The sequence below is a fragment of the Sporichthya brevicatena genome (assembly GCF_039525035.1).
GTDB classification, from domain to species: Bacteria; Actinomycetota; Actinomycetes; order Sporichthyales; family Sporichthyaceae; genus Sporichthya; species Sporichthya brevicatena.
Genome location: NZ_BAAAHE010000037.1, coordinates 32,279 through 49,671, shown reverse-complemented (window position 1 = coordinate 49,671; position 17,393 = coordinate 32,279). Strand labels below are relative to the sequence as shown.

Here is a 17,393-nt window from a genome sequence, read left to right as displayed (position 1 = left end):
CCGCCGAGGCGAAGGCCGCGAAGCAGCGTGCCGACGCGGAGGCCAAGGCCGCCGTCGAGGCCGCGAAGGCTGCCGCCAACGAGGCCAGGCTGCGCGCCAAGGCCGACGCCGAGGCCAAGCGCGCGGCGGAGAAGGCCGCCGCCGAGACCGCCAAGGCCATGCAGGCCAAGGCCGTCGCCGACGCCCGCGCCGCCGCCGAGGCCGCCAAGGCCGTCGAGAAGGCTCGCGCCGAGGCGGCGCGCATCGCCGCCGCCCAGGCCCGCGCCGACGAGAAGGCCGCGAAGCTGCGCGCCGAGGCGGACGCCAAGGCGTCGGCCGAGGCGGCCCGCGCCGCCGAGAAGGCCGCGATGGAGGCCGCGCGGGCGCAGGAGCGCGCGCGGATCGTCTCCGAGCGCGCCGCGCACGCCCAGGCCAAGGTCGACGCCCGGCTCGCCGCCGAGGCCGCGAAGGCGGCCAAGGTCAAGGCGGAGATGGACGCCCACCAGGCGGCCGTCAAGGCGCGCGAGGAGGCCGAGCGCGCCCGCGTCCAGGCGAAGCTCGACGCCGAGCGGGCGCGCAAGGAGACCATCGCCCGGGTCGAGAACCTGATCCAGGAAACGAAGATCAAGGCCGAGGCCGACCGGATCGTCAACGAGGCGGTCCGCAAGGCCGAGGAGGAGTTCGAGGCCCGCGCCCAGGCCAACCGGCCGGTCTACTACGGCCCCGAGCTCGAGCCGCCGGGCATCGGCTACCTGCACCAACTGATGGCGATGACCGACACCCTCGCCGCCCCGGCGCAGCTGGCGGAGGAGCTCGCCTTCGTGGCCATGGAGCACCTGGAGTGCGACGCCGTCGCGATCATGATCCCGGACGGCGACGCCTGGGCCACCGCGTCCGGCATCGGCATCGGCCGCCAGGACATCCGCTACCGCCTCGGCGAGGAGCACTGGTTCGTCCGCGAGGTTCTCGGCCGCGAGGAGGTCGCGATCCTGGACGACCCGAAGGAGCTGCAGGACGAGCTCTCGGGCGTCCCGCTCGCGAACTGGCCCTACCTGGTCGGGCTCCCGCTGCCCCGTGCGAACTCGATCCTCGTCGCCGCCCGCAAGGACGCGCCGTTCGACGGCGAGACCATGGAGGTCTTCTACGAGGGCATCGAGGACTACGTCGTCGAGCTCGCGGAGACCCTCCAGACCCGCGACGTCGCCCGCGAGATCCACTCGCGCCGCCGCCGCCGATAGCCCCGCGGCTTCACCGGCCGCCCCGCGCCCTTCACGCGCTGAGCCCCTGCTTCACCCGCCCGCCCGGGCCGGTGAAGAGGGGCTCAGCGCGTGAAGGCGCATCCGCGCGGGTGGCACCGGCGCGCGGCGGAGGAACCTTTGAGGTTTGTGTGGCAAGTTAAAACGGTGTCGAAGCGCTCAGCGGGACTGTTCGCCGCGGCCCCGGGCGTGCCGGCACGTCTTCTGCGGGCCGTCCTGCTGCTCGGGTGCACCGCGCTGTGGCTGGTCGGGGACACCCCCGGCGACGACCTCGCGTGGATCGGCGCCGTCGCGGCGGCCGCGATCGTGGCCTCCGTCCTGGAGCAGCACCCCGTCGGCGGGCTGGTCGGCCGGTCGATCGAGGTGATCGTGTGGGCCGCGGCGGTGAACTTCACCGGCCACGACCTCTCCCCGCTGCTCCCCTACCTGCTGGCGCCGGTCTTCGCCGGTGGCCTGCTGGCCCGCGCGGCCGGTGCGTCCATGGCCGCCGGGGTCGCCGCGATCGCGCTGCTGGTGACGATCTCCGCCCCGCAGGACGACCTGGACGTCAAGGACTACAGCATCGCCGCGGCCCAGTGGACCGTGATCGCGCTGCTCGGCGGCCTCGTGGCGGCCTGGGCACGCCGGCTGCAGCAGGCGGCCGGTGACGCACAACTGAGCGCCTACGCGGAGGCCCACAGCCTGCTCTCCCAGCTCTACACGGTCAGCCGGCGGCTGCCGGGTTCGCTCGACCCTCGCTCGACGGCGGAGGCCCTCGTCGAGGCGGTGGCCCGTGCGGCGCGGTTCCGCGCGGCCGCGGTCCTGGTCCGCACCGAGGGCGACCGGCTCACGCCGCTGGCCTTCCGCGGCGAGGACCGCCTGGAGTGGGACACCGAACTCGCCGGCGACAACCCCTTCGCCGACGCGTGGGAGACCGAGGAGACCCAGGTCCGTCGGGTGATGTTCGCCCGCGGGCCGAGCCCCCTGCCGCCGACGGACCCGGGCAGCTCCCTCGTCATGCCGATCCGGATCGGTGACCGCATCACCGGTCTGCTGGGCCTGGAGACCGATCAGGTCGACGCCTACGGCGAGGACGTCCTCGCCGAGCTCACCGACCTCGTCAACGGCGCCGCGCTGCGACTGGAGACCGGCGTCCTGTTCGACCAGATCCGCGAGCTCGCCACCACCGAGGAGCGGCGTCGCCTCGCGCGCGAGATCCACGACGGCATCGCGCAGGAGCTGGCGTCGCTGGGCTACATCATCGACGAGATCTCGGCCGTCGCCGCCGAGGCCGGCCAGCCGGACATCGTCGAGGACCTGAGCGGCCTGCGGCAGGAGATGAGCCGCATCGTCAAGGAGCTGCGCCTCTCGATCTTCGACCTGCGCTCCGAGGTCGACCGCTACGGCGGCCTGGGTGCCGCGCTGAGCGAGTACATCCGCGCCATCGGCACGACGTCGGGCTTCACCGTGCACCTGACGCTCGACGAGTCCAGCCGCCGCCTGCCCGCCGAGACCGAGGCCGAGTTGCTGCGGATCGCGCAGGAGGCCATCAACAACGCCCGTAAGCACGCCGGCGCGGACAACCTCTGGGTGACCTGCCGGATCCACCCGCCGGACGCCGAACTCGTCGTCGAGGACGACGGGACCGGCCTCGGACCGGGCCGGGCCGACAGCTACGGCCTGGAGATCATGAAGGAGCGCGCCGCCCGCTCGCGCGCGATGCTGGAGATCCGCCCCCGGAATCCGCGGGGTACCTACGTCGGGGTTCGGGTAGGCCTGCCGGGAGGCTCGCCGCCCCCCGTGACGGACCGGCGTGGAAAGCTGGTGCCCGCTGGGCAGAGTGAGGAGAGCGGTCCATGACGACGGTCCTGTTGGTCGACGACCACGAACTCATCCGGCACGGCCTCCGGCGCGCCTTCGAGCGCGACCCGGGATTCACCGTCGTCGGCGAGGCCGGCTCGGTCGCCGAGGCGCTGGTGATGATCCGCGCCGAGAAGCCCGAGGTCGTCATCATGGACGTCCGGCTGCCCGACGGCGACGGCCTGGACACCGTCAAGAAGCTCCGTGCGGCCGGCGAGACGATGGGCATCGTCGTGCTCACCATGTACGCCGGTGACCAGCAGCTCTTCGACGCCCTGGAGGCCGGTGCGTCCGGCTTCGTGAACAAGGACGCCCCCGCGGAGGAGGTCCTCGCCGCCGCCCGGCACGCGGCCGCCTCCCCCGGCTCGTTCTCCGCCGCCGACCTCGCCGACGCGATGCGCCGCAAGGCCTCCCAGGGCGGCCCCAAGCTGTCCCCCCGCGAGCGGGACGTCCTCAAGCTGCTCGCCGACGGTCTGGCCGTCTCCGGCATCGCCAAGGCGCTGTTCATCAGCGAGTCGACGACCAAGACGCACATCTCGAAGCTCTACGAGAAGCTCGGCGCCGGCAACCGCGCGCAGGCTCTGATGACCGCGATGCGGCTCGGGCTGATCAGCACCGACAAGAATCCCTGACGCGGCAGCGTCCCCGGGCGCGGCCATAACGGTCGGTATCCGCCCAGGTCGGCCCGGTCAGGTACGGATCGTCCGTTCGGACGAGGCACGGTTGGCACGTTCCTGCGATACCCCGACCTCGTGATCGCGGGCACTGTGTATCCACGCCTTCGATCAAGGGACGTGCGATGCCGACCACTCTGCGCACCCGCCTTCGCGGTTCCCGCGCGGGCGGTCCGACGACGCCGGTCGAGTACGTGCTGCTGTCCCTCGCCGCCGTCGCGCTTGTGACCCTCGTGTTCTTCGCCCTCGGCAACCTGCTGGACGAGCAGCGCCACTGCGAGACCCGCGCGGACGCGACGTCCGCGTCGACCACCCGCTGCTGACCCGACCTCGGATCAGCCGCGCACCGCGCGTCAGATCACCGCACCGTCGCCGGTGCGCTCCCTCTCCCGCTTGTCCCGCGGCTTGCGCGGCTCCGGCGGCGGGGTGTTCGACCGCGCCTGCAGCAGGATCGCCAGCGGCGTCGCGGTGAACACCGACGACAAGGTGCCGACGATCAGGCCGAGCAGCAGGGCGATCGCGAAGTCCATCAGGGAGTCGCCGCCGAGGACCGCGAGCGCCGCGAGGATGAACATGGCGCCCAGCCCGGTGTTGACCGTGCGGGGCACGGTCTGCAGCGTCGCCAGGTTGCAGATCCTGGCGAACGGCATCTTGGGGTTGTCGGCCCACATCTCCCGGACGCGGTCGAACACGACCACGGAGTCGTTGACCGACAGACCGACGATGGTGAGTGCGGCGGCCAGGAACACACCGTCCACGGGTCTGCCGAACCACGCGAACGCACCGGTGACCAGCAGGACGTCGTGGAACATCGCCGCGACCGCGGCGGCGCCGAACGTCCATCGGAACCGGATGCCGAGATAGATCATCTGGGCGAGCAGGGCGATCACCAGCGCGATGATCGCCTTGTTGCGCAGCTCCTTGCCGAGGCTCGGCCCGATCAGTTCGTCACGCAGCTTCGTGACCTCGCCACCGACCTCGCTGAGCGCCTCGCGGATCTTGAGCTCGTCCTCGTTGGAGACGTCGGACGCACGGACGGTGATGTCGTCCTCGCCCGAGCTCTGCACGATCGCGCGCGGGAAACCGACGCCGGAGACCTTCTCCCGCGCGACCTCGGGGTCGAGCGGGGTCGAGGTCGAGTACTCCACGAGCCGACCGCCGGTGAACTCGATACCGAGGTTGAGACCGCGCACGACGATGCCGGCGATGGCGACGACCACGAGCACGGCCGAGATCGACAGCCACAGCGTCCGACGGGCCATCAGATCCGGATTCTTCTTGACGATCCAGTCCCGCACCCGGCCCGTCGAGGCGATGCCGGTGACGGCCGCGCGCCGGCGCAGGGCGGGGCGGTTCGCCGCGAGCTCGGTGAGGCTGCGGGCCACGATCAGCGCCGAGACCATCGACGCGATGACACCGATGCTCAGCGTCACACCGAAGCCCCGGACCGGCCCGGACGCGAAGTAGAACAGGAGGCCGGCCGCGAGCAGCGTGGTGACGTTCGAGTCGATGATCGCGGTCCAGGCCTTGTTGTAACCCGTGTTCATCGCGGTACGGAGGTTCTTGCGAGCGGGCCCCTCGTACTCCTCCCGGGCTCTCTCGAACACGAGCACGTTGGCGTCGATCGCCATACCGATCGCGAGCACGAAGCCGGCGAGACCCGGCAGGGTCAGCGTGGCCCCGAGCACGAGCAGCGCCGCGAACGAGATCAGCGCGTAGGAGGCCAGCGCGATCGTCGCGAGAAAACCGAAGAACCGGTAGACGAGAACGATGAACAGACCGGTCAGGATGATGCCGATGATGGCCGCGTTCCGGCTGGCGTCGATGGCGGCCTGACCCAACGTGGGGCCGACGGTCCGCTGCTCGATGATCTCGACCGGCACCGGCAGGGCACCGCCGGAGATCAGCGCGGACAGGTCCTTGGCGCCGTCCTCGGTGAACGAACCCGTGATCTGTGTGCTGCCGCCGCCGATGCCGACGTCACAGCCGACCGACGGGTCCACCTGCGGCGAGGAGATGACCTCCTGGTCGAGGACGATCGCGATGCGCCGCGTCGGGTCGCCCACCGGGTTGCAGGCCGCGGTCCCGGTCAGCTTCTTCCATTCGCCCTCGCCGGACCCGCGGAAGTCGACGGTGACGTACCAGCCGCCCATCGTGAGGTCGTAGCCCGCGTCCGCTCCCCCGACGCCGGAGCCGGTCAGCGCCGCCTTCCCGATGCGGATCGGCAGCCCGTCCTCGTCGACGAGCTCGCGCTCGCCCTCGGCCGGCTTGTCGGCGCCCGGCCCGGCGGCCGGGCCGTCCCCGAGGACCGGGTGGAAGGTGAGCTGCGCGGTGCGGCCGAGCACCTTGGCGGCCTCGGCCGGCTCCTGCAGACCCGGGAGCTCGACGATGATCCGGCGATCACCCGATCGGGCGATGCTGGGCTCGGCGACACCGAGGGCGTCGACGCGGCGCCGGAGCACCTCGAGCGCCTTGTCGGTGGACTCCCGGTTGGCCTTGACCTCGTCCGAGTCCTTCGTCTCCAGGACGACCTGCGTGCCGCCCTTGAGATCGAGGCCCAGCTTCGCGTCCATCGTGAAAACGGCGAACAGGGATCCCGCCAGGACGAGCAGGGAGATCAGCGCTCGGATCTGGCGCGCCCGCATCGGACTATGGCCCCCATCACATCAGGTATCGCAGGTAGAGGTACGGGACGCACATGGCAATGGTCACCGGCGCCACCACGAGACCGTAGCGGGTGAACTCCCAGAAGCTGATGCGGTGGCCGTGCTTGGCGGCGATTCCGATCACGATGATGTTCGCGGCAGCGGCGATCGCCGTCGCGTTGCAGCCCAGATCTGCACCGAGCGCGAAGGCCCACCACAGGACGTGCGGGTCGCCCGGCGCGACGCCGGCCTCGGCCGTCAGACCCTCCACGACCGGCGTCATGGCCGTCACGTAAGGAATGTTGTCGACCAGCGCCGAGAACGCGGCGGTCGAGCCGAGCAGACCCAGCGCCGTCACCGTCAGGTCACCGCCGGAGGCCTCGATCGCGGCGTCCCCGATGCGGTCGATGACGCCCTGCTCGATCAGCGCGCCGACCATGACGAACAGACCCATGAAGAAGACCAGGGTGCCGGTCTCGATCTCCTGCGTGGCGACCTCGGCCGACACACCGGTGACCACCATCAGGGCGCCCGCGCCGAGCAGCGCCACGACCGAGGGCTCGAGGTGCAACGTCGTGTGCAGGACGAAGGCCGCCATCACCCCGGTCACCACGACCAGACACTTGATCAGCAGCCTGCGGTCGAGGATCTCGGCCTTGGGGTCGAGCTCGAGCACGGCCGCCGCGCGGACCGGGTCGTAGACGAACGCCTTGCGGAACAGCACCCGGGCCATCAGCAGGAAGGCGATCATCACCGGTACGACGACCGGCGCCAGGTGCACGAGGAAGTCGTTGAAGGACAGGCCGGCCCGGCCCGCGATGATGATGTTCGGCGGGTCCCCGATCAGCGTCGCCGTGCCCCCGATGTTCGAGGCCATGGCGACCGCGATCAGGTACGGGACCGGGGCGAGGCCGAGCCGCGCGCACACCGACAGCGTCACCGGCGCGATGAGCACCACGGTCGTGACGTTGTCGAGCAGGGCGGACAGCAGGGCGGTGACGACGCAGATCGTCACCATGAAGCGGTACGGCCGCCCTTTCGAGGAGCGCGCCGCCCAGATCGCGAGGTACTCGAAGACCCCGGTCGGGCGCATGATGCCGACGATCACCATCATCCCGAGCAGCAGGAAGATGACGTTCCAGTCGATGCCGGTGTGATGGGCGAAGAACGCGGCGTCCGCGTCGGTCAGCCCGGTCGCGAGCATCAGGCCGGCGCCCCCGAGCGCCGCGGCGACGCGCGAGATCTTCTCGGTGGCGATCAGCGAGTACGCGCCGAGGAAGATCGCCACCGCCAGCAGTTCGCTCACCGGGACTCCAACCAGCCGGCGAGACGTCCGGATCTACCTACTGCGCGCAACCTCTGCTCCGTTTCCGCGCGCACGGCGCGGGTCGTGACGATCAACAACTGGTCGCCCACCCGGAGCACCGAGTGGGCATCCGGGACGTCCGGCTGTCCGTCCCGCACGATCAGCACCAGCGCGGCCCCGCGCGGCAGCCGCAGGTCGGCCGTCCACACGCCGGCGAGGCGGGACCCCGGCGGGACGTCGACCTCGAGCACGTCGGCGCGGAGTTCGTCGAGCGGGGCCGACTCGATGGCGATCTCGTGGGTGGGGGTCTCGTCGGTCACCCCGGCGACGCGGGCGGCCCAGGGCAGCGTCGGCCCCTGCAGCAGGACGAAGACGACGACGAGCAGGAACACGATGTCGAAGATCTGCTCCGACCCCGCGACACCGGCCGCCGCGGGCACGGTCGTGAGGACGATCGGGACGGCACCGCGCAGCCCGGCCCAGGAGACGAACGCGGACTCCCGCCAGTTCAGGCCCATCGGCCGGGCCAGCACCACGACGGAGAGCGGGCGGGCGACGAAGGTCAGCACCACGCCGGCGATCAGCGCCTCACCGAAGGAACCGGGCAGCCGCGACGGGTCGGCGAGTAGCCCGAGCAGGACGAACAAGCCGATCTGGGCCAGGCTCGCGGACCCCTCGGAGAACGCCAACGTCGCCCGGTGGTGGGGCAGCGTGCTGTTCCCGAGCAGGATGCCGGCGAGGTAGACGCCGATGATGCCGCTGGCGCCGGCGACGGACGCCGTGGCGTACGCGAGCAGGAGGATCGACAGCGTCGCGAGGGGGTACAGACCGGCGGTCGGCAGCGCCGCCCGGGCCAGCACCCAGTGGCCGGCCCACGCGACCGCGAGGCCGATCACCGCCCCGACGACGAGCTGGTACAGGACCTGCGCGCCGATCCCCCACGGCGTCGCGCCGTCCCACGCGTCCGAGGCCAGCAGCATCACGAGCACGACCACCGGCGCGTCGTTGAGCCCGGACTCGGCCTCGAGCGTGGCGGCCAGGCGGGGCTTGAGCGGAAGGCGCCGCAGCACGGCGAACACCGCAGCCGCGTCGGTGGAGGACACGATCGCCCCGAGCAGCAGGGCGGTCCGCAGGTCCATGTCCAGCAGCCAGTACGCCCCGGCGGCGGTCACGCCGACCGAGATCGCGACGCCCACCGTCGCGAGCACCAGCGCCAGAGGCCCCGCCGGCCGGAGGGTGTCCAGCCGGGTCGTCAGGCCGCCGTCGCCGAGGATGAGCGCCAGCGCGATCAGCGCGAGGTTCTGGGCGAGCTGGAAGTCGTCGAGTTCGACGCCGAGCCCGTCCTCGCCGATGGCCAGTCCGAGCGCCAGGTAGAGCAGCAGCGTCGGGAGCCCGGAGCGGGTCGTCAGCCGCACGGCGAGAACCGCCAGCAGGACGACGCCACACCCCGCCACGAGCATGACGTTCAGGTCTTGCGGATCCACCGGCGTCAGTCGGACGGGGGCCGGCGGTCGGCCCAGGCCAGGAGGTCGGGAGTCAGGTTCAACTCGATCGCGTCGACCACGAGGGTGTCGAGCTCGAGGCCGAGCGCGCGCAGGTCCGGGACGACCGCCGCGGCGGCACGGTCGCGGACCGAATCGCGGCGCCGGGCCAGGTCGGCCAGCCAGGAGTGGACCGCCGCATCCGCGAGCGCGGCCTCCAGCACCTGGCCGGCCCGGGAACGGGTCTCGCTCGCGGTCGCCCGCACCGGATCGACGACCTGCACGTGCGCGGCGCCCTCGATCCGGACGTCGACGCCGTCGGCGGTGCGGGCCGGGACCACCAGCGGGGTCACGTCGAACTGCTCCGGGACCCGGTCGACCTCGTGGAGCCCGGGCAGGACGACCAGCAGACCGCGCCGGCGGGTCCGCGCCGGACCACCGCGCCGGCGGACGACCACGACCTCCCCCGGCCCCACGGCGCGCAGCATCGCGGCGGCACCAACCGCTAGGGCCAGCACCGCCACCAGCACGACCGTGGTCCCTCCGGGAACGGTGAGCCTCCCTCTGGCGTACGCCTCGTGGCGTACCCCTACGGTCGGCGACCCGGACCCGCGGCGGTATCCGTGCTGGACCCCATCTCCGGGTCAGTCCTCGAACAGCTCCAGCAGGCGGCGGGCCTGCAGGTCCCAGCCCCACTCCTCGACCGCCCAGGCGCGGCCGGCGGCCCCGAGCGCCGCCGCGGCGGCCGGGTCGGCGAGCAGGTCGCCGACGGTCCGGGCGACCGCGGCGGGCGAGCGACCGTCCACCACGTGTCCGGTACGCCCGGGCAGGACCGCGTCGGGGGCGCCGCCGGAGTCGCCGACGACGACGGGCAGGCCGGTCGCGGAGGCCTCCAGGAAGACCATGCCGAGCCCTTCGACGTCCAGGCCGCGCCGGCGGGTGCGGCACGGCATCGCGAACACGTCACCGGCCGCGTAGTACGACGGCAGGTCCGCCGCCGGGACCCCGCCGGTGAACACCACGTGTTCGGTCACCCCGGTGCGCGCGGCGAGGGTGCGCAGGTGCTCGTCGTCGGGCCCGGACCCGACCAGCAGGAGCGTCGCCCCGGGCACGCGGGCCCGGATCGCGGGCAGCGCGGCGATCAGGACGTCCTGGCCCTTGCGGCGCACCAGCCGGGACACGCAGACGACGACGGGCCGGTCGCCCAGCCCGAGTTCCGCCCGCCGCTCGGCACGGCCGGCGGCGGGGACGAAGACGTCGGTGTCCACGCCCGGGTGCAGGCGCACGAGCTTGGCGCGGTCGGCCGGCCGCAGGACCCGCGAGATGTGGGTGCGCGTGTAGTCGCCGAGGTAGGTCAGGACATCGACCGCCGCGCCGACCCGGCGCACCGCCGTGCGGCCCCCGGGGACGAGCGCCCAGCCGGCCTCGTGGCCGTGGGTGATGCCGACCGACCGGCGGACGCCGACCTCGCGCAGCCCCGGCGCCAGCAGGCCCAGCGGCGCCGCCGCGCCGAACAGCACGCGGTCGCAGCCGTACCGGCGGGCGATCTCGCGGGCCCGGCGGGCCACGGTCGGGATCGGCAGCATCAGCGCGCGCGGGTGCCGCACGACCGGGTAGGGCTCTCCCGCGTCGTACGCCGCGGCGCCCTCCCAGGCCGGCGCGTAGACGACAACCTCGTCCGGTGGAAGCCGGCGCACGAGCGCCTCGACGAAGGACTGGATGCCGCCGGCCCGCGGTGGGTAGTCGTTGGTGACGACCAGGATCCGCGGCATCGCGGCAGTTTCGCAGCCGGGGGTCAGCGCCGCGGAATCGGGACGTCGGCCTGGTCCGGCGGTTCGGGGACGCCGTGCAGCCGGGCCCAGGTCCGGGCGTTGGCGATGCGCGTCGGCCCGACCGGGTGGGTGGAGCGCAGGAACGTCACGATCCACGGGGGGTCGACGTCGCCGAGGTTCGCCGCCGAGAGCCGACGCTGCATCGCGATCAGCGTCGCCGGGTCGCGCGTCAGGTCCAGCGCGTGCACGTCGGCGCGGGCCTCGACCTTGCGGCTGACGGCGAGACCCACCGGCGTCGACACCGCCACGACGACCGCGACGACGGCGAGCACCAGCGCCAGCGACGCCGGGTCCGCGGGGTCGTCCACCCCGGCCCGCCGGCGCAGCCGCGGTGAGGTGATCGCGAGGTACAGCACGCAGACGCCGGTGGCGGCCCCGAGGGCGCCGACCAGCGTCCCGTCGAGGACGTCGTTGTCCTTCACGTGCCCGAACTCGTGCGCGACGATCTGCCGGATCTCGGCCGGGGGAAGCTTGTCCACCGTCGTGTCGTAGAGCACCACGCGCCGACTGGAGCCGATGCCGGAGACGTAGGCGTTGAGTCGCGTCGAGCGCTTCGACTCGTCGGCGACGAGGACGTCGTCGACCTCGACCCCGTCCTGCGCCGCCATCGCGAGCAGCGAGGACCGTAGCTCGCCCTCCGGGAGCGACGAGAAGTCGTGGAAGGCCGGCTCGACGACCAAGGGGTAGACGAACGAGGACGCGACGACCAGGACCGCACCGCCGACGGCCCCGGGGGCCCACCAGCGTCGCGGGAAACGGCGCATCAGCACGTAGAGCACGCTCAGGCCGATCAGCGTCATCGCCGCGAGCAGGCCGTACGACTTGGTCAGGTCGAGCGCGTAGTCGCCCCACCCGCGCACGATCAGCCCGTAGTCGCGCTGGATGTTCTCGCGCCAGATCGACAGCGGCAGCGCGGCGAGGAACGGGATCGCGACGGCCGCGAGGCTCCCGAGGACGAGCTTCGCGACCGTGCCACCACCGAGCGGCCGCGCGACGGCGCGCACGATCCGCGCCCCGATCGGGGTGAAGCCGAGCAGGGCCGTGACGAGCAGCGTCACGAACGACCCGGCGAGCACGGCCGGCCAGAGCCAGCGGTGGTACCGGTCCTCGAGCGCGATGTCCGCCGGGGCGTAGTCGCGCGTCGCGTCCACCGGCACCCGGCCCCCGGGCGGTTCCGGGAGCGTCTCCCACGGCGTCGTGGTGACGATCACCGCGATCAGCACGACGAACAGGACGGCGAACGCGATCAGCGCCGGGCGGCGCGGGTCTGACTTCTGACTCACCGTCAGGTCAGCGTCTCTTCCAGGTACTCGCGCCAGTCCGCGGTGAACTGGGCGAGCGTCGTGCCGAGCACGCTGGAGAACGCCTCCTCCACCGAGGCGGCGCTGCCCCCCGGAGCGCCCGCGGTGCGGACGAGCTCAAGCAGGCTGTCCTGCCCGTGCTGCTCGGCGATCATCCGGCAGGCCAGCCAGGCCATCTCGTACGCCTGGGGCAACTTCGGGTTCGTGGTGTCGAAGTCGGCGTCCGTCGGCAGCGCCTTCGGCTTCAGGCCGTTGCGCAGGTCGTCGACGAGTTCCTGCGCGATGAACTGCACGGACAGGCCGCTGGTGCGGTAACCGATGTAGTCGGCGAAGCCCTCCGCCAGCCACATCGGGGTCCACTCCTGCGTCGCGGAGCGGACGGCGACGTGGGTGATCTCGTGGATCATGATGACCCGCTTGCCGACCTCCGACAGGTCCGCGTACGCCCGCGGGTTGATGACGACGCGCTCCGCGGCCGCGGTCTCCTCCGCGACCCCGAGCTCGCCGCGGGTGATCGCGGCCAGCTGGGTGTAGTTGGACGCCTTGCCCCCGAGCAGGTCGGCCATCTCCTGCTCGGTGCGGGTGACGAGCACCAACACCTTGCGCGGCCAGCGCTTGCCCCACACCTCGTCGACGCGCGGGACGGCGGCGTCGACCTCCTCCGCGATCGGCGCGAGGACGTCGTCGTCGGGCAGCCCGAGGACGAGCGCGTGGTCGCTGCGGAACGCGTTGACACGCCCGACGTCCCAGAGCTGCTGGTTGCCGCGGCCCGGGGCCACCCAGCGGCCACTGACGTACCAGCGGCCCTCCCGCGGCGTGAAGGTCATGACCTCGTCGTGGACGGCGTCGGCGTTGTCGTAGCCGTCGATGCGCAGGGCGATCCCGACGAACCGGCCGAAGCTGTCCGGGCCGGCGGTCGCGGCCTTCGCCGCAGCCGCGGCCGGCAGGCGGGCGTCCTCCCGGGGTGCGAGCTGGTAGCGCCAGCTCGTGACCGGCACCTCGGCCAGGTTGTCGAACCAGGTCGCCTGGGCGCGGCGCAGCTCGGCGTCCTGCGGGTCGACGGTCGCGAGGAAGTCCGACCGGTTCTTGGCGATCAGGGCCTTGGCCCGGCGCTGCAGGAGCTCGGCGACCGTGTCCTCCGAGCCGTCCCCGGCGCGGGCGACCCCGCCCTGCTCGACGACCGGCGAAGCGTGGCGTTCGTCGCCGAACGCGTCGGCGAAGGGGCCTCGATCGGTGACCGCCAACCCGATCGCGACGGCGGCGGCGACGACCGAGACCACGACCCCCGCCGCGAGACTCCCGCGGCGCCGCAGCGGCCGGAGCTGCTCAGGCGGCGGCGGCCACGGGGACGGCGGGGTCGACGACATTGCGGGCATCGTACGGGGACGGCCCCGCGCAGGTCAGGCGTCGAGAGGGAATCGAGACGTGCCGAACTACGGGCGCGTCGCCCCTGCGTACGGCATCTGCGAGATCGGGGAGATCTCGACCCGGCGACCCGGGTTCGGCGCGTGGACCATGCGGCCGTTGCCGAGGTAGATGCCGACGTGGCTGATCGGGCTGTAGAAGTACACGAGGTCGCCGGGCTGGAGCTCCGAACGCGGGATCTTGTTCCCGGTCGCGTACTGCATCCGCGACGAGTGCGGCAGCGAGACGCCGGCCTTGCTCCAGGCCACCATCGTCAGGCCGGAGCAGTCCCAGCCGTCCGGACCCGAGGCGCCCCACACGTACCGGTCGCCGATCTGCGCCAGCGCGAACTCGATCGCCTTCGCGGCGCGCGGGTTCGGCAGCGGGAGGTTCTTGAGCAGGTCGCGCTCGTTGCCGTCGCGGGAGGCGCGGTCGAACCGGGCACGCTCCTTGGCCTCGAGGCGGTTGAGCACCTCGCGGGCGGCGCGGAGGTTCTTCTCGACCTCGGCCTTCTCGGCGGCCAGGGCCTTGCGCTGGGCCTCGACGACCGCGAGCTGCTGGGCGGCGGCGGTCTGGTTGGCCTGGAGCTCGCGGCGCGCCTCGACGACCTTGCGGAGGGCACCGGCCTCGCGGGAGGACAGGGCGTCCAGGCTCGCAGCCCGGGCGATGAAGGCCTCCGGGTCGTCCGAGAAGACGAGCTGAAGGGTCTGGTCCATACCGCCGTTGCGGTAGGCGTTCGCGGCGAAGGCGCCGACGGTGCGCTGCAGCTCGGCGACGGTCGCCTGCTTGGCCGAGGCCTCCTTCTGCGCGCGGGCGAACTTCCGCTCTGCGTCGCGCAGGGCCATCCGAGCCTCGTTGTAACGCTCCGTGGCCTGCTCAGCCTTGTGGTAGAGCGTCTCGACCTGCCGGCGGGCCTCGTTGACGTCCAGGCGGGGCGCGGCACTCACCGAGCCCTGCATGCTGGCGACGAGAGCGAAGGCGGCGCAGACGGCGACGAGGCCACGAACGGGTTGAGCGGAACGGAGGTGGGGCACGCGGACGGGCTCCTTCTTCGGACCGCCTACCGGGTTAGCTGACGGGTTCGGGCCCAGAAGCTGCCCTACGGCGCAGCCCCGCGACCTGCGGGTTTGCACCGACTCACCCCAGGTGGAGGTGGGTCCCCGGTTCCGGTTCCGCACCGTCCCTGGTGGGGGGACGACCCGGTTCCGGATTCGGCGGTGGTGGGCGCCCCCACCCCGGCGGGGCGGTGTCGGAGCACTCACCAGATGAAGAAAACATAACGAGGCCCTCGAGGCCGGTCGACCGACACCGCGTCGTTTTCCCCGCCCCTTGACCTTGTCTTGGCAGAGGCGGGATGTCGGAATTGCCCAGGTCATCCCGGGTGCGCCCGCTCCGTGTGCAGGTGTCCTCACGGCCCGTCACACGCCGTACATGTGAACTAGATCGCATTTCGCCCGGGCGTGGCGTTGCGCCATGTGGGTTCAGGCGCTGCGCCGGGGCACCAGCCGCAGCGGCGGCACGAGGCCGGAGTCGGCGAGGACGTCGAGCGCGGCGCGCTCCTCCGAGTCGAACCCGGGGCCGAGCGCGCCGGGCGGACCGAGCAGCACCGAGACCACGCAGTCGCCGCACGCCAGGTCGCGCATCACGCACGAGTCGCAGTCGATGATCATGTCGAGCCTCCGAGGCGGAAATCGGTTGTCGCCGGCGACGCTAGGCCCGCCCACCGACAGTCCCGTTCGCCACACCAGTCACACACGCCCCAGGGTCGGAGCCCGGGCGGCGAGCCTCGGCGGCGCTGTCGGTGCACGCCCCTACCGTCCGGACCATGACGTTGGCACCCGAGCTCGGCACCCTGCCGGGGCTGCCGCGGCCGGTCCCGCCGGTCCCGCCGGTCCAGCGCGCCGTCCCGACCCAGGGGACGTTCGACGAGCTCGGCACTCCCCTGCGGGACGTCACCTTCGTCGTCGTCGACCTCGAGACCACGGGCGGGACGCCCGCCGACGGCATCACCGAGATCGGGGCGGTGAAGGTCCAGGGCGGCCGCCGGATCGGCGAGTTCCAGACGCTGGTGAACCCCGGCAACCCGATCCCGGCGTTCATCCAGGTGATGACCGGCATCACCGACGCGATGGTGTGCTCCGCCCCGCGGATCTCCGCCGCGCTGCCGGCGTTCCTGGAGTTCGCGTCCGGCTCGGTGATCGTCGCGCACAACGCCCCGTTCGACGTCGGTTTCCTCAAGGCGGCGTGCGCCGCCACCGGCCAGGCCTGGCCGACGTTCTCGGTCGTCGACACCGTCAAGCTCGCCCGCGGCGTGGTGACGCGCGAGGAGACGCCGAACTGCAAGCTCGCCTCCCTGGCCCGGCTGTTCGGCTCCCCCACGACCCCGAACCACCGGGCGCTCGCCGACGCCCGCGCCACGGTCGACGTCCTCCACGGGCTCCTCGAGCGGCTCGGCGCGATGGGCGTCACCACGCTGGAGGAGCTGCTCAGCTTCTCCGCGAAGGTCCGGCCCGAGCAGCGGCGCAAGCGCTACCTCGCCCAGGGCCTGCCCGCGGCGCCCGGGGTCTACCGGTTCGAGGACGCGCGCGGCGAGGTGCTCTACGTCGGGACCTCGGGCAACATCCGCGACCGCGTCCGCACCTACTTCACCGCCTCGGAGCTCCGCACCCGGATGGCCGAGATGGTCGGCCTCGCCGAGCGGGTCGTCCCGATCGTGTGCGCGCACAAACTCGAGGCGTCGGTCCGCGAACTGCGCCTGATCGCCGAGCACAAGCCGCGCTACAACCGCCGCTCGCGCTTCCCCGAGCGGATGGTCTGGCTCAAGCTCACCGACGAGACCTTCCCGCGGCTGTCGGTGGTGCGGCAGGTCCGCGCCGACGCCGGCGGGTACCTCGGTCCGTTCGGCAGCGCCGCGGCCGCCGAGGCGGCGATGACCGCCGCCCACGAGGCGTTCCGGATCCGGCAGTGCCGCCAGCCCCTCTCGGTGCGCCGCACCGTGCCCGCCTGCGCGCTCGCCGAGATGGACCGGTGCAACGCTCCCTGCGAGGGCCGGGAGTCCCCGGCCGAGTACGCGGCGCATGCTCTCGGCGTCCGGCTCGCGATGGAGAGCGACGCCCGGGAGATCGTCGAGCGGCTCCGCGCGCGGATCGACGCGCTGTCCGCCGCCGGCCGCTACGAGGACGCCGCCCGGCACCGGGACCGCCTCGCCGCCTTCACCCGCACCGCCGCGCGCATGCAGCGGATCCGGGGGCTGACACGCTGCCCCGAACTGGTCGCGGCCCGCCCCGGGCGCGAGGGCGGCTGGGAGATCGCCGTCGTTCGGTACGGCCGACTCGCCGCGGCGGGCGTCGCGCCGCACGCCCGGGCCGTCCTCGCCGAGGTGGAGGCCATGATCGCCACCGCCGCGACCGTGCTGCCCGGCACCGGGCCGCTCCCGGCCGCCACGGCCGAGGAGACCGAGACCATCCTGCGCTGGCTGGAGCAGGCCGGGACCCGCCTGATCCGCCTCGACGGGGAGTGGAGTTCGCCGCTCCACGGCGCCGGCCGCTGGCAGGCCTGGCTCGCGGCCGCGGACGCCGGCCGCCGCGCGACCACCGCGGAGGACGACCGCCCGCGTGGGACCAACGTCACGCGCCGTCGCTGAACCGTGACCTCTGCGCCGTCATGCGCCGGCCGA

Annotated in this window: 13 protein-coding genes, 1 pseudogene and 1 riboswitch; of the genes and pseudogenes, 5 read left to right on the top strand and 9 right to left on the bottom strand. The window is 72.8% G+C overall.

What is annotated here, in order from left to right:
* The 4 genes and pseudogenes from ABD401_RS18880 to ABD401_RS18865 form a co-directional block, all read left to right on the top strand.
* Positions 1-1,217, top strand: a pseudogene (locus tag ABD401_RS18880) (hypothetical protein); the annotation flags it as partial.
* A 165-nt stretch (positions 1,218-1,382) separates the two neighbouring features.
* On the top strand, positions 1,383-3,074 hold the full coding sequence (locus ABD401_RS18875) for a sensor histidine kinase (protein ID WP_344607584.1): 1,692 nt from the start codon (positions 1,383-1,385) through the stop codon (positions 3,072-3,074).
* The gene (locus ABD401_RS18870; RefSeq protein ID WP_019877691.1) at positions 3,071-3,706 is read left to right on the top strand and encodes a response regulator transcription factor; all 636 of its coding nucleotides are present in this window, start codon (positions 3,071-3,073) and stop codon (positions 3,704-3,706) included. Before ABD401_RS18875 ends, ABD401_RS18870 begins: the two co-directional genes overlap by 4 nt.
* Positions 3,707-3,873: 167 nt before the next feature.
* A complete protein-coding gene (locus ABD401_RS18865) occupies positions 3,874-4,071 on the top strand; it encodes a hypothetical protein (RefSeq protein WP_344607583.1) in 198 nt (65 codons plus the stop codon).
* Positions 4,072-4,101: 30 nt separating this feature from the next.
* Here ABD401_RS18865 and secD read toward each other — a convergent pair whose 3' ends face one another.
* The 9 genes from secD to ABD401_RS18820 form a co-directional block, all read right to left on the bottom strand.
* Positions 4,102-6,393 (bottom strand): protein translocase subunit SecD, encoded by a 2,292-nt coding sequence (gene secD / locus ABD401_RS18860; protein ID WP_344607582.1) that lies wholly within the window; start codon positions 6,391-6,393, stop codon positions 4,102-4,104.
* A gap of 16 nt (positions 6,394-6,409) precedes the next feature.
* Entirely contained in the window at positions 6,410-7,699 is a 1,290-nt protein-coding gene (locus ABD401_RS18855; RefSeq protein WP_344607580.1) for an ArsB/NhaD family transporter, read from the bottom strand.
* Positions 7,696-9,183, bottom strand: coding sequence for a potassium/proton antiporter (locus ABD401_RS18850; protein ID WP_344607578.1), 1,488 nt, complete (start codon positions 9,181-9,183; stop codon positions 7,696-7,698). The genes ABD401_RS18855 and ABD401_RS18850 overlap by 4 nt, the downstream gene beginning before the upstream one ends.
* 5 nt (positions 9,184-9,188) lie before the next feature.
* Entirely contained in the window at positions 9,189-9,710 is a 522-nt protein-coding gene (locus ABD401_RS18845) for an SPFH domain-containing protein (protein ID WP_344607576.1), read from the bottom strand.
* Positions 9,711-9,824: 114 nt separating this feature from the next.
* Positions 9,825-10,952: a glycosyltransferase family 4 protein gene (locus ABD401_RS18840; RefSeq protein WP_344607574.1), complete on the bottom strand. Its 1,128-nt coding sequence runs from the start codon at positions 10,950-10,952 to the stop codon at positions 9,825-9,827.
* A 23-nt stretch (positions 10,953-10,975) separates the two neighbouring features.
* Positions 10,976-12,295 (bottom strand): M48 family metallopeptidase, encoded by a 1,320-nt coding sequence (locus ABD401_RS18835; protein WP_344607572.1) that lies wholly within the window; start codon positions 12,293-12,295, stop codon positions 10,976-10,978.
* Between the two features lie 2 nt (positions 12,296-12,297).
* Positions 12,298-13,680: a hypothetical protein gene (locus tag ABD401_RS18830; protein ID WP_344607570.1), complete on the bottom strand. Its 1,383-nt coding sequence runs from the start codon at positions 13,678-13,680 to the stop codon at positions 12,298-12,300.
* Positions 13,681-13,746: 66 nt separating this feature from the next.
* The gene (locus tag ABD401_RS18825; RefSeq protein WP_344607568.1) at positions 13,747-14,751 is read right to left on the bottom strand and encodes a C40 family peptidase; all 1,005 of its coding nucleotides are present in this window, start codon (positions 14,749-14,751) and stop codon (positions 13,747-13,749) included.
* Between the two features lie 8 nt (positions 14,752-14,759).
* Positions 14,760-14,944, bottom strand: a riboswitch (cyclic di-AMP (ydaO/yuaA leader).
* Between the two features lie 254 nt (positions 14,945-15,198).
* Positions 15,199-15,387 (bottom strand): hypothetical protein, encoded by a 189-nt coding sequence (locus tag ABD401_RS18820; protein WP_344607566.1) that lies wholly within the window; start codon positions 15,385-15,387, stop codon positions 15,199-15,201.
* Between the two features lie 155 nt (positions 15,388-15,542).
* On the opposite strand from ABD401_RS18820, the gene ABD401_RS18815 reads away from it, so the two are divergent.
* Complete coding sequence (locus ABD401_RS18815) at positions 15,543-17,360, top strand: DEDD exonuclease domain-containing protein (protein WP_344607564.1); 1,818 nt, start codon at positions 15,543-15,545, stop codon at positions 17,358-17,360.
* Positions 17,361-17,393 lie beyond the last annotated feature (33 nt).

What these genes read in the sequence shown, in the direction of transcription:
- ABD401_RS18870 (WP_019877691.1), top strand. Translation starts at nt 3,071, where the DNA reads ATGACGACGGTCCTGTTGGTCGACGACCACGAACTCATCCGGCACGGC.
- ABD401_RS18865 (WP_344607583.1), top strand. Translation starts at nt 3,874, where the DNA reads ATGCCGACCACTCTGCGCACCCGCCTTCGCGGTTCCCGCGCGGGCGGT.
- secD (WP_344607582.1), bottom strand. Translation starts at nt 6,393, where the DNA reads ATGCGGGCGCGCCAGATCCGAGCGCTGATCTCCCTGCTCGTCCTGGCG.
- ABD401_RS18840 (WP_344607574.1), bottom strand. Translation starts at nt 10,952, where the DNA reads ATGCCGCGGATCCTGGTCGTCACCAACGACTACCCACCGCGGGCCGGC.
- ABD401_RS18830 (WP_344607570.1), bottom strand. Translation starts at nt 13,680, where the DNA reads ATGTCGTCGACCCCGCCGTCCCCGTGGCCGCCGCCGCCTGAGCAGCTC.
- ABD401_RS18820 (WP_344607566.1), bottom strand. Translation starts at nt 15,387, where the DNA reads ATGATCATCGACTGCGACTCGTGCGTGATGCGCGACCTGGCGTGCGGC.
- ABD401_RS18815 (WP_344607564.1), top strand. Translation starts at nt 15,543, where the DNA reads ATGACGTTGGCACCCGAGCTCGGCACCCTGCCGGGGCTGCCGCGGCCG.